The following is a 13,184-nucleotide window of genomic DNA, read 5'->3' as shown; positions in this document are numbered from 1 at the left end:
CCCTCCGGAGTCAGTCATGACACCCGCCACCATCACCCTCCTGATCGCAGCGCTCACAGTGAACCCGATCCCGGTCGTCGCCGCCTCGACGACCGTCGCAGCGGCCGCCCAGACGTACTACGTCGCGCCGAACGGCAACGACAGCGCGGCCGGTACGCAGGCCGCACCGTGGGCCTCGATCGCCCGCGCACAGACGGCCGCCCAACCCGGAGACACCGTCTACTTCCGCGGCGGCACATATGCCTACACCCGCGCAAACAGCAGTTGTACGAGCCAGACCGCCAGGGTCGACGCCATCACCCTGAGTAAGAACGGCAGCTCCGGCAACCCGATCCGCTACTGGACCTTCCCCGGTGAGAGGCCGGTCTTCGACTTCTCGCGCATGACGGACAACTGCCGGATCAAGGGATTCAGCGTCACCGGCAGCTACCTCCACCTCAAAGGGCTGGAGGTCACGGGCGTACCCCAGAACAACACTGCGAACGCCGAGTCGTGGGGCCTGTGGATCTCGGGCAGCAACAACGTCTTCGAGCAGATCAACACCCACCACCACATGGGGACAGGCCTGTTCATCAACGGCGGGGGCGGCAACCTCGTCCTCAACTCCGACTCGCACGACAACTACGACCTGCGCAGCTCGGACGGGCCCGGCGAGAACGCCGACGGTTTCGGCTCGCACTACACGCCGGCCGGCCGTCCCGCCAACGTCTTCCGGGGATGCCGCGCGTGGTGGAACGCCGATGACGGCTACGACCTCATCTCCACCTACTCGCCCGTGACCATCGAGAGCTCATGGTCGTGGCGCAACGGGTACATGCCGGGGACGACGACACCCTCCGGCAACGGGGCCGGCTTCAAGGTGGGCGGCTTCGGTGCCGAGTACGACGCCGGCGCGGTGAAGCACACCGTCCGCTTCTCGGTGGCGTTCCTCAACAAGGCGGCGGGCTTCTACTCCAACCACCACCCGGTCGCCAACGACTACTTCAACAACACCGGCTACGGCAACCACCCCAACTTCGACATGCGGGGAATCGACTCGAACGGCGCCTCCGTCGGCCGGGGCACCCTGCGCAACAACGTCGCCTACAACGGCACCGCGACAGCGAACATGACCGGCACGAACGCCTCGCACAACTCCTGGAACCTGGGCGTCGCCCTGTCGGACTCGCAGTTCCAGAGCGTGTCGACGTCAGGCTGGGATGCGCCCCGCCAATCCGACGGCAGCCTGCCCGTCCTGCCGCACCTCCGCCTCGCCACGAACAGCACCCTGATCGACAAAGGCACCAACATCGGGTTGCCCTACAGCGGAAGCGCACCGGATCTCGGTGCGTTCGAGCGGTCCGATGGGCCGTCGCCGTCGGGGCAGCGATACGAGGCGGAGACCGCGCCCGCGATATGTCAGGGCACGATCGACTCCAACCAGGCCGGCTTCTCCGGCACTGGATTCTGCAACGGCAACGGTGCCCTCGGCGCCTACGCCCAATTCACCGTAAACGTCCCGACCGCCGGCCCAACCACGCTCGGAATCCGGTTCGCCAACGGCGCCAGCAGCGGTGCCGCACGACCGGCAAATCTGATCGTCAACGGAATCACGGTCACGACGACGCCGTTCCAAACCACCGGCGCCTGGACAACCTGGGCCACCACGACCGTCACGGTTCCACTCAACTCCGGCAACAACACCATCCGGCTGGATCCAACCACGGCAACCGGACTACCCAATGTCGACTACATCGACATCGACCGATGAGAGTGCCGCGAAGCGCGGCACCACAAGCAGCGAAGGAGATCCGATGACGTCACGCAAGACCTTGCGGCGAGGAGGGCTGGTCGCCGCGGTGCTGTTGTTCCTGTCGGTGGCAGCATCCGGTTCCGCCGCCACGGCGGCGACCCCGACGAGCGACGCGGCCACCTCGGCTGACCCGCTGGTGAGCGTCTACGACAGCGTCTCCCGATACTCCTCCGCGGACTACACCGCCACGTCCTGGGCTTCCTTCTCGGCGAGCCGGAATGCGGCGGCGACGGTAATCCAACGAGGAAGCAGGGACTCCGCCGAGCGTGCTGCGGCGGGTACCAAGCTGCAGAGCGCCGCCGACGGTCTGGTCATGGTGCGCGGTCTGAAGAACCTGCTCGCGGACTACCGAACCCGCTCCGCGAGCAGTTACACCGCCGACTCCTGGGCGCCACTGGCCACGGCGATGAACACCGCGACGACCGTCGCCGCCAACCCGTCGGCCACAGCGCGGGAGGTCGCTGCCGCGAAGACTGACCTGGTGACCGCCGCCGGCAACCTCGTGGCCGCCGACGAGGGGACATTCCAGACCATCACCAACAACGTCTTCTGGAACGACACGAGCGGCAACCCCATCTACTCACAGGGAGGCGGCGTCTTCAAGTTCGGCGACACCTACTACTGGTACGGCGTCCACTACACCGGCGCCGAGCTGTACCGGGCCAATCCGACCAGGAAGTACGACGGCGACGTCTCGTTCGTCTCCATCCCCGTGTACTCGTCGAAGGACCTCGTGAACTGGAAGTTCGAGAACCGTGTCGCCACGCGCTCCACGAGCCTCGGCAGTGGAGCCAACCTCGGCCAGGCGGGCTGGGTCGGGCGTCTCGGCGTCTCGTACAACGAGAACACGGGCAAGTACGTGCTCGTCGTCCAGGTGTATCTGCCATCGCTCGGCGGTGATGGCAACGGAGTGCTGTTCCTCCAGGGCGACTCGCCGACCGACACCTTCGACTACGCCTACTACCAGAACCAGGTCGTCAACTCGCCCACGACGGGCACCGGCGACCAGACCGTCTTCACCGACGACGACGGGAAGGACTACCTGATCTTCTCCAACCGGTCAGGACGGTCTCGGGCCTTCGTCTCCAAGCTTCGGGAGTCCGACTCGCTGCGGGTCGAACCCGGGGTGCAGATCGGCCAGAACTCGTCCGGCCGCGAGGGCAACGCGATGTTCAAGCTCGACGGCAAGTACTACCACGCGGCGTCGGACCTGCACGGCTGGAACACGTCGGTGACACACGTGATCGAGTCGACCAGCAGCAACATCCAGGGCGCCTACACCGGCGAGTACACGCTCGCGGGTACCGAGATGGACTACAGCCACGTCACCCAGACCGGGTTCTTCGTCACCGTCAAAGGCACCAAGCAGAACACGGTCATCTACGCCGGCGACCGGTGGGCCGACTTCGCCTGGAACGGCATCGGATACAACCAGTGGGTCCCCATCACCAAGACCGGCGCCCGGCCCCAGTTCCACTCGGTGAGCCAGTGGCAGTTCAACGCCACCACCGGTGAGTGGCGCGTCGGACCGGCGAACAACTACATCCTCAACCCCGACTTCCAGGCCGACCGGATCACCGTGTCCACGCTGACCGGGTGGACCAACACCGGCGGCAGCGTGACCAACGTCAGCCCCGGCGCGAACGGTAGCCGCTTCGCGCTGCAGTTGGGTTCCGGATCGGCTGGCGTACGGCAACAGGTCACCGTGCCGGCCGGCACCTACACCCTGTCCACGTACGCCAAGACCTCCGGCTCGATCAGCGGCGCTCAGGTATCGGTCACCGACGCCAGCGGCAGCACGCGCACTCTCAACATCCCATCGTCAAGCGGCTGGACCCGCCGCGAACTGACCGGCATCCAGCTGTCCGCCGGCACCGCCACGGTAACCATCCGAACCAGCAACGGAGTCCTCACCGTCGACGGACTCGGACTCGTCCGCACGTCCGGTGGCGAGTCGCCGTCGGGGCAGCGGTACGAGGCGGAGACCGCACCTGCGGTGTGCCAGGGAACAATCGACTCCAATCAGGCCGGCTTCTCCAGCACCGGATTCTGCAACGGCAACGGCGCCGTCGGCGCCTACGCCCAGTTCACGGTCAACGCATCGACGGCGGGCACCGCCACCCTGGGCATCCGCTTCGCCAACGGCGCCAGCAGCGGTACCGCACGCCCAGCGAATCTGCTCGTCAACGGAGCCACCGTCGCGACAGTGCCCTTCCCGTCCACCGGCGCCTGGACGACATGGGCCACCACGACCGTCACCGTTGCCTTGAACTCCGGCAGCAACACCATCCGCATCGATCCGACCACCGCGAACGGACTACCCAACGTCGATTTCGTCGACGTCGCCAGCGCGGTGTCGTAGCGGCGATCCGGTCAGGAGGGCGTCCGGTCTGCGGACGCCCTCCCAGCCGTGCCCGGTCACCGGGACAGGGGTCGCCCGACCGCACGTATAACAATTCTTGGACTGCCGGAACGACTATTGACACACGTCAGGGCCGGATCGAAAACTGTGAACGCTTCCGAACCCTCGCCCCCAACCGAAAGGAGAACTCCGATGCTCGACAGAGGCATCAACCGCCGTCGCTTCCTTGCCGGGTCCGCTCTCGCCATTGGCGGAGTGGTGACCGCGCCGCTGCTCGCGGCGTGCGACGCCGGCCCGGACAGCTCAACCGACGGCAATGCCGTGACGCTCACCGTGATGTACAAGAACAACGAGCTGACCAAGGAGCACATCGCCGACTTCGAAGCGAAGAACCCTGGCATAAATATCAACTTCATCGAGTACGACGGGACCCGACTCAACGCGATGCTCGCCTCCAACGAGCCACCCGACTTCGTACGTGGGGCGGCGGTGGGCAGTGCGGCGGGCAACGCCCAGGGCCTGGCCACCGAACTGGACCCGTATCTCGACAAGAGCACGGTGCTGAAGAAGGAGGATCTGCTCCCGGTCAACGACAGCTTCCGGTGGGACGGCAAACGTATCGGCCAGGGCCCGTACTACGGCCTTGCCAAGGACTGGAGCCAGGACGCGACACTCTGGTACAACAAGGCGCTGTTCGAGCAGGCCAGGATTCCTCCGCTGAGCACGACAGAGCCGGTCTCGTACGACGAGTTGCTCGAGATCGCCAAGAAGCTGACCCAGAAGAGTGGCGGCAAGACGCAGGTCTACGGTCTCGGCGTGGAGTGGGCGTGGAACCTGTGGGCGCCGATCTCGATGATGATCCTCCAGCAGGGCGGCCAGGTGTACAACGCCGACCTGACCGAGACCGACATGACCACGCCGCAGGCCGTGCGGGCGCTGCGGTGGTACGTCGACTTCGCCCGGGCCGGCGTGGGTCCCAGCGTGCTCGACCCCGCGCCGGACGGAGCCGACCTGTCGCTGTTCCTGGGCAAGCGGATGGCGATCACGCAGGACGGCTACTGGTACGGCGGCAACTTCGCCAAGGAGTCCGACGAAATCAAGAACAACGTGGCGATGGCGCCCGCACCCGTCATGGGCGACAAGCGGGTCAGCCCGACGTATGCGGGCTGGGGCGCCTACATCCCGACCAACGCCACGCACAAGAACGAAGCCTGGAAGCTGATGGAGTACTTCATGGCGGGGCCGCCGTCGGTGGAGCGCGCCAAGAGCGGCTGGGGCATACCGGGCCTCAAGTCACAGCTTCCGCTGATGCCGCAGGAACTGCCGTACCAGAAACAGGCCTATCAGACCGCGCAGGCGGAGCTGCAGTACGCCGGGCAACTGCCGGACTCGCCGTACATCGGCGGCGCCGGCGGCTGGGATCCCGTGCTGAGCAAGCATCTCCAGCGGGCGATCAAGAACGAGATCACCGTCGAGGCCGCCGGCAGGGCGATCACCGACGAGGTAAACAAGCTGCTGAAGCAGGGTAAGGACCAGATCGGCTAGTGGCCGCCATCGCACCCGAGAGAGCGGGACGACCGGGGCGGCGCACCTGGTCGCGCTACTCCAGCCGGACCTTCTACCTGTTCATCTCGCCCTGGATCCTCGGCTTCGCGCTGCTCACCGCGCTTCCGCTCGGCTATGCGTTCGCGATCAGCCTGACCAACTTCAACGGCGTCAGCTCACGATGGCGCTGGGTCGGGCTGCGCAACTACTCCGAGCTCGTACGGGACACGGACGCCATCGCCAGCCTGGTCCGCACGCTCGCGTACACGGCGGTCACGGTACCGCTCACGGTGGCCGGCGGGCTCGCCCTGGCGGTGCTACTCAACCGGCGACTGAAGGCGGTCGGCCTGTTCCGCACGATCTTCTTTCTACCGTCGGTGGTCCCGGTCGTGGCCATGGCCATCATGTGGAAACTGATCTTCAATCGGGATGCGGGCATCCTCAACGCCGTCCTGGAGAAGATCAGCGTCGGCCCCGTCGCCTGGCTGGTCGACCCGTACGCGTTCTACGCCCTGATCATCCTCGCCCTCTGGGGACTCGGCGGCGGAATGGTCATCATGCTCGCCGCCCTGCAAGGCGTGCCGGCCGAGTTGGAGGAGGCCGCGCTCGTCGACGGCGCGAGCCGGTGGGAGGTCTTCCGCCACGTCACCGTACCGATCATCTCGCCGGTCCTCTATTTCCAGGTGGTGACCGGTGTCATCGCCGCGGTCCAGATCGTCATCCAACCGCTGCTGCTGGCCCAGACAAGCCAGATCGGCAGGGTGGCCGAGGTTCCGGAGAGCACCCACCTGTACATGGTGCAGGTGTATCAGGAGTACTTCGCCAACAACCGCTACGGCTACGGCTCCGCCATGCTCTGGGCGTTCTTCGCGGTGATCCTGCTGATCACGCTCCTGGTGCAACGGTCCAGCCGGTTGTGGGTGCACTACGAGGTCGATAGTGAGGCGGACCGATGACCACCACCACGCCCGCACCAGTGGCCCCGCCGCCGGCGCCCGCACGCACCACGGCGGCACGCCGGCCCGCCGCGTGCAGCCGGGCCAGCGCCGCCGGTATGTACGTGGTGCTGATGAGCCTGGCGGTGGTCTTCGCCGGACCGTTCTTCTGGCTCGTCCTGGCCGCTCTCAAGAGCAAGGCGGAGTGGGTCGCGATCCCGCCGAGAATCTTCCCGGAAGCGCCCCGCTGGGACAACTTCACGGCGGCGCTCACCGAGATCAACTTCCCGGCGTACCTGGGCAACTCGCTGTTTCTCTCGTTCCTCTACGCCGCGCTCGTGACGTTCTCCAGCGCCGCGGTGGGCTTCGGCTTCGCCCGGCTGCGCGGGCCCGGCAAGCGCCCGCTGTTCGTCCTGCTGCTGTCGACGATGATGCTGCCGCAGATCCTCACCCTGATCCCGACCTACGTGCTCTTCGCGCGGATCGGGCTGGTCAACACGTACTGGCCCTGGGTGTTGTGGGGCCTGGCCGCCTCACCGTACCTGGTGTTCCTCTTCCGCCAGTTCTTCGCCGGCATCCCCGCCGAACTGGAGGACGCGGCCATCATCGACGGATGCGGGTACGGTCGCATCTTTCTCCAGATCTTCCTGCCGCTGTCCCGGCCCGCGCTGCTGACCTCCTTCCTGATCTCGTTCACCTGGATCTGGGGCGACTGGATCGCGCCGGCCCTGTTCCTAGGCCCCGACCAGACGACGCTGTCCGTAGCCATCGCCGCCTTCTACCTCGACCCGCACGGCAATCCCGACGAGACCGTGCAGGCGGCCGCCGCCACGTTCTACGTCATACCGGTCCTGGTCATCTTCCTGGTCGCACAGCGCTACTTCATCCGCGGCGTGGTCAGCTCCGGAGTGAAGGGATGAGTCCTTGGCCGAGGCGGTGAGGAGCACCATGGAGATTGCCAGCTTCAGTCCGGGACGGGGTTCGACCGGGCCGCGGGCGTGGTTGCGCACGGACGCGCCGGCCCAGGTCTTCGACGGGCGGTGGCGCTTCAGAGTGTGGCCGGGCCTGCGCCATGCCGCGTCCGACCCGACCGACGCGGACGATGACGGCTGGAGCGACATCGAGGTCCCGGGGCACTGGAACCTGCAGGGCCATGGCCGTCCCAGCTACACCAACGTGCGGATGCCCTTCCCGCTGGACCCGCCGCATCCGCCGGACGAGAATCCGATCGGCGACTACCGCCTGGACTTCGTCCCGGACGCCGCCGTCCTCGCACACCGCCGCCGGCTGCTGCGGTTCGACGGCATCGAGTCGGCCGCCGAGGTCTGTCTCAACGGGGTACTCCTCGGAACGACCCGCGGCAGCCGGCTCACCCACGAGTTCGACGTCAGTGACGCGCTACGCGACGGCGAGAACCGGCTCGCCGTTCGCGTCGCGCAGTTCAGCGATGCGTCCTACCTCGAAGACCAGGACATGTGGTGGCTACCGGGCATCTTCCGCTCGGTCACCCTGCTGGCCCGCCCGGACGGCGGCATCGACGACATCTTCTGCGTGGCCGACTACGACGCCGCGACCGGACAGGGTCACCTCGACATCCGTGTCACCTCCACGAGGCGGGCGCAGGTCCTCATCCCCGCGCTGCGTGTCGATGCCGTGGCCGCGGGCCGCGTCGCCGTTGGCAAGGTGACACCGTGGTCGGCCGAGGAGCCCTTCCTCTACGACGCCGAGGTCCGCACCACGTGCGAATCGGTCCGGCTGCGCCTCGGATTCCGACGCGTCGAGGTCTGCGACACCGTCCTGCACCTCAACGGCCGTCCGCTCATGCTCCGCGGCGTCAACCGCCACGAACACCGACCCGAACACGGCCGCGTCTTCGACCGCACCGTGGCCCGCGACGAACTGGTCCTGATGAAGCGACACAACATCAACGCCGTACGGACCTCGCACTACCCACCACACCCCGAGGTCATCGAGCTGGCCGACGAACTGGGCCTCTATCTCATCGACGAGTGCGACCTCGAAACGCACGGCTTCGCCAGTGTCGCCTGGCGGAACAACCCGTCCGACGATCCGCGATGGCGGGAGGCGTTCCTCGACCGGATACGACGCACGGTGCACCGCGACAAGAACCACGCGAGCGTGCTGTTCTGGTCGCTCGGCAACGAGGCCGGCACCGGGCTCAACCTCGAGGCGATGGCCCGGTGGGTCAAGGAGTTCGACCCGTCGCGCCTGGTCCACTACGAGGGCGACCGGTCGAGCCGCTACGTCGACGTCTACTCACGCATGTACGCCTCACACGACGAGGTACGCCAGATCGGCGAGGAGACACTGCGGCCGGCGCCGCACGATGCGACCGCGGCGGAGCTGCACCGCCGGACGTTGCCCTTCATCCAATGCGAGTTCGCGCATGCGATGGGCAACGGCCCGGGCGGGGTCGCCGAATACTGGGACCTGTTCGAGCGGTACTCCCGCATCGCCGGTGGCTTCGTCTGGGAGTGGATCGAACACGGCATCGCCGTCACCGGCGACGACGGGCGGCGGCGCATCCTGTACGGCGGCGACTTCGGCGAGCAGGTCCACGACGGTAACTTCGTCATCGACGGCCTGGTGAGCGTCGACCGTGAACCGCGCCCGGGCCTGCTGCACTACGCGGCCGTCATCGCCCCCGTGCAGCTGGCCGTCGGACCCCGCCGCGACGAGGTCGAGGTTGTCAACCGGTACGACTTCCTCGACCTGAGCCACCTCGTCGTGCGCTGGCGGCGCACCGTCGACGGGAAGGATGTGGCGTCCAGCGTCATCGACGTGAAGGCCCACCCGCGCACGTCCACGACCGTCGCTCTGCCGGAGACGGCCCGGGAGCCGCACAGGTTCGATGTCGCGGACGTGCTCACCGTCGAGGCCGCGCTCTCCGCCGACACCGAGTGGGCGGTAGCGGGACACATCGTCTCCTCCGGGCAGGACGTGCGCACCGCTGTGCCCGCGCGCCCCGTCGCCACCGGTGCAGCCACGGCCGACACCGCAGGGCCCGCGCGGTTCGACGCGATCACCGGCGACCTGATCGAACTCGCCGGCCTGCCCGTCGACGGACTGAAGGTCGGTATCTGGCGCGCGCCGGTCGACAACGACCGGTTCCGCGGATCCGACGAGTGGGACCGTCCGTCCTACGCCGATCGGTGGCACGAGGCCGGTTACGACCGCATGCAGCTCCGGTTGATCGCACGGGAGGTGACCGACCAGGCGGTGATCCTGCGCCTGCGCGCGGCGCCGCCAATCTTCGACGAGGCGATCGACACGGTGTTGCGCTGGACTCCGGTGGAAGAGGGCACGGTGGTTCTCGACGCGTCGTTCGAGCCGCGTGGGACCTGGTCGGTCGAGTGGGCCCGGCTCGGACTCGACCTCACCATCGACGCCGTGCCGCTGGGCGTCGACATCGCCGGACGTGGCCCTATGCCGTCGATGCCGGACAACGACGCGGCCGCCCGGTTCGGCTGGTGGCGGCTCGACGCTCACGAACTCATCGTCGACCACGTGCGTCCGCAGGAGAACGGAGCACGCCTGGAGGTCCGCCAGGCGACCATACGTACCAGCGCCGGTGCCGTGCGCCTGAGTACACTCGACCGGCCGTTCGCGCTCACCACCGCACCGTGGGGCAGGCAGGCCATCGCCTCCGCCCGGCACCACTTCGAACTCGAATCCGACGGTCGGACCCACATCTCGATCGACCTGCTGCAGGCCGGCGTCGGTACCGCGACCTGTGGGCCCGGCGTCCTGCCGCGGTACCGGATTCCCGCACAAGCGGCCTCGATCTCCCTGCTCATCGGCAGGGGCTGACGCGCGCGGTCAGGTAGCGGCGGCCATCGACGCCTGGGGGCGCCCACTCAGTGGTCCGGCTCGTCCCTCGTTCCGGCCGCCATCTGCGCGACCGTGTGCGCCTGAACCTCGGGGCACGGCCTTCCCGCGACGCGGGACACCACGCCACGGACGTGTTCCTGCGCCGGTTCGAGGAGTCCGTCGTAGATCGCGACGAAGACCTCCTGGGCACGCCGGCGCGGCCAGTCGGGCGGCAGCAGGTCGATGGGCAGCATCGGATCCAGCACCGGAAAGCGGCGGTAGAGGTTCATCACCTCCGTGCGGGCCCGTACCGCCGCGGCTCCCCTCACCGCGCCGGCGGAAATCCGGGACAGCAGCGGAGTCCACCGATCGATGAATGCCTCGTACTCCTTCGCGATGCCCGGCAGATCCCAGGCATCAACGGGCCTCCGATCAGCATCCGCCTCCAGATCCACGCGCTGCGCACGGAACACCGTCACCGCGCCAAGCGCCGCGGCAGCCACCTGCGCTCGCAGTTGGGGTGACATGGGATACGGCGAGATCCACACCCCGTCGTACAGCGGCGCGTAGCCGTTCCAGCGTAAGTGTTCCCGCAACGCCCGCCGCCGCGTACTCTCCTGCTCCGGCATGGAGAAGATGACGATCGTCCAGAAACCATCCCACGGGTCGGAGTCGACGCCGGTGGCAGCGATCGCAGTACCGCCATTGGACAAGTCGGTCGCGGCATCCCTGGTGAGCCGATACGAGCTGTACCGTCCGTCCCGGCTGCCCTCCAGCACTCCGCGGCGAGCCAGCCTACTGATGGACGTGCGGGCGGCGCCACTGGTCACGCCAAACTCACCCAGCAAGGCCACGATCGCGGCCGAGGGCAGCCAGGCCGTGGTACGTGCGGTGTAATCGGCGATGAGGGTCGCTGCCAAACCCTGCGCCGAGTTGCCCGGCGGCCGGCGCCGCCCCGGCGGTCCACCGGCGGCCTCGGGAACGATCTCCTCAAGATCGAACGGGCGGACCAACACGCGCTCCCGTCCTGGACGGAGACAAGGGGAAACCGCAACCTACAAGTTCACCAGCACCCTGCTCAGCAACGGCGTCACCCCTGACTACGAATCGATCAACCCTGAAACCAACGACACCGTCACGGGCATAAGTACCGGAACCCCCGCCGGCTCACTGTAGCCGTCTCAAGCACGGAGCCGCCGGGTTGCGTCCATGGGAGTGGTGTACGACATGCCTGGTAGCGGGCGTGTCGTGGAGTAGAAGACGGCCATCGTGAAGATCCTTTGAGACGGCTAAGTCAAGATCAAAGGAGAGCACCACGATGGCCGTACCCGAGCCTACCGACCCTGCCGGCTTCCTTCGTGAGCACCTCGCGTCGGCGTCACCGGACCTGCTACGAGACATGGTGAAGACGTTCGCGGAGGCGTTGATGTCCGCCGAGGCGGACGCGATCTGCGGCGCACCGTACGGACAACGCAGCGACGAACGCGTCAACTCCCGCAACGGCTACCGGAGCCGGGAGTGGGACACCCGGGCCGGAACGATGGAGCTGGCGATCCCGAAGCTACGCCAGGGTTCGTACTTCCCGGACTGGCTGCTGCACCACCGCCGCCGGGCCGAACAGGCACTCGTCTCGGTCGTGGCCACCTCCTACCTACTCGGCGTCTCGACCCGCCGGGTCGAGAAGCTGGTCGAGCAACTCGGGGTCAAGCAGCTGTCGAAGTCGCAGGTGTCGCAGATGGCGGCGCACCTGGACGCTCAGGTGGAGGCGTTTCGTAACCGGCCCCTCGACAGCGGCCACTACACCTTCGTCTGGGCCGACGCCCTCACGGTGAAGGTCCGCGAGGCCGGACGGACGGTGAACGTACACGCCCTGATCGCGGTCGGCGTCAACGCCGACGGCGGCCGGGAGGTCCTCGGCCTGGACATCGCATCCGACGAGGACGGCGCCGGCTGGCTCGCCTTCCTGCGCTCGCTGACCGCTCGGGGCCTGTCCGGGGTCAAACTCGTCATCTCCGATGCCCACCGCGGCCTCGTCGCCGCGATCGGCGCCGCCCTCCCAGGCGCCGGATGGCAACGCTGCCGCACCCACTACCTACGCAACCTGCTGACCAAGGTCCCCAAGACAGCACAGCCATGGGTGGCGACCCTGGTCCGCACCATCTTCGACCAGCCCGATGCCGACTCGGTCCGCGACCAGTACACCCGAGTGGTCGAAACGATCGAACAGCGATTCCCCACCGCCGCCGACCACCTCGACACCGCCCGCGACGACCTCCTCGCGTTCACCGCCTACCCACGAGAAATCTGGCGGCAAATCTGGTCGAACAACCCACAGGAACGATTGAACAAGGAGATCCGCCGCCGCACCGACGTCGTCGGCATCTTCCCCAACCGGGCCGCGATCATCCGCCTCGTCGGCGCCGTCCTGGCCGAGCAAACCGACGAGTGGACCGAAACCCGCCGCTACATGGGCCTGGAACTACTCAACCGCGCACGCCTGACCAGCATCGACACCGACGGAACCGACGACACCAACAACCCACCCATGCCCATCGCCGCATAAGATCAACACCGGATCTCCTGATGGTCGTCTTCTACACCACGACCATGGACGTGACCAGCCGCCGACTCGGGCGGCGCGACCATGAACCGAGGCAATGGACTGGACGCCGACGGCCCCGAGAACGGCGGAGCCAACCCTGCCGGAGGCTGTCGATCC

8 protein-coding genes are annotated in these 13,184 nt (G+C 67.4%); 7 read left to right on the top strand and 1 reads right to left on the bottom strand.

Features of this window, described 5'->3' with window-relative positions; genetic code table 11:
• Window positions 1-16 precede the first annotated feature (16 nt).
• The 6 genes from ACQEVC_RS24210 to ACQEVC_RS24185 all read left to right on the top strand — a co-directional run bounded on the left by ACQEVC_RS24210 (window position 17) and on the right by ACQEVC_RS24185 (window position 10,465).
• Window positions 17-1,750: a right-handed parallel beta-helix repeat-containing protein gene (locus tag ACQEVC_RS24210; RefSeq protein WP_432881434.1), complete on the top strand. Its 1,734-nt coding sequence runs from the start codon at window positions 17-19 to the stop codon at window positions 1,748-1,750.
• 43 nt (window positions 1,751-1,793) lie between these two features.
• Window positions 1,794-4,154, top strand: a complete 2,361-nt coding sequence (locus ACQEVC_RS24205; protein ID WP_432881431.1) for a family 43 glycosylhydrolase — start codon at window positions 1,794-1,796, stop codon at window positions 4,152-4,154.
• Window positions 4,155-4,412: 258 nt separating this feature from the next.
• Window positions 4,413-5,699, top strand: a complete 1,287-nt coding sequence (locus tag ACQEVC_RS24200; protein ID WP_432881428.1) for an ABC transporter substrate-binding protein — start codon at window positions 4,413-4,415, stop codon at window positions 5,697-5,699.
• Entirely contained in the window at window positions 5,699-6,655 is a 957-nt protein-coding gene (locus ACQEVC_RS24195) for a carbohydrate ABC transporter permease (RefSeq protein ID WP_432881425.1), read from the top strand. The genes ACQEVC_RS24200 and ACQEVC_RS24195 overlap by 1 nt, the downstream gene beginning before the upstream one ends.
• Window positions 6,652-7,554, top strand: a complete 903-nt coding sequence (locus ACQEVC_RS24190) for a carbohydrate ABC transporter permease (protein WP_432881422.1) — start codon at window positions 6,652-6,654, stop codon at window positions 7,552-7,554. The genes ACQEVC_RS24195 and ACQEVC_RS24190 overlap by 4 nt, the downstream gene beginning before the upstream one ends.
• Before the next feature lie 28 nt (window positions 7,555-7,582).
• Window positions 7,583-10,465, top strand: a complete 2,883-nt coding sequence (locus ACQEVC_RS24185) for a glycoside hydrolase family 2 TIM barrel-domain containing protein (RefSeq protein ID WP_432881419.1) — start codon at window positions 7,583-7,585, stop codon at window positions 10,463-10,465.
• A gap of 47 nt (window positions 10,466-10,512) precedes the next feature.
• Here the strand turns inward: ACQEVC_RS24185 and ACQEVC_RS24180 are convergent, their stop codons facing one another.
• Window positions 10,513-11,478, bottom strand: a complete 966-nt coding sequence (locus ACQEVC_RS24180) for a PaaX family transcriptional regulator (protein ID WP_432881417.1) — start codon at window positions 11,476-11,478, stop codon at window positions 10,513-10,515.
• Window positions 11,479-11,783: 305 nt separating this feature from the next.
• Between ACQEVC_RS24180 and ACQEVC_RS24175 the strand changes: the two genes are divergently transcribed.
• The gene (locus ACQEVC_RS24175; protein ID WP_432881414.1) at window positions 11,784-13,028 is read left to right on the top strand and encodes an IS256 family transposase; all 1,245 of its coding nucleotides are present in this window, start codon (window positions 11,784-11,786) and stop codon (window positions 13,026-13,028) included.
• Window positions 13,029-13,184: the final 156 nt, after the last annotated feature.

The organism is Plantactinospora sp. CA-294935, from assembly GCF_050936445.1.
Lineage (GTDB): Bacteria > Actinomycetota > Actinomycetes > Mycobacteriales > Micromonosporaceae > Plantactinospora.
The sequence above is the reverse complement of the archived record's forward strand: the minus strand, read 5'-3'. Positions and strand labels throughout refer to the sequence as shown.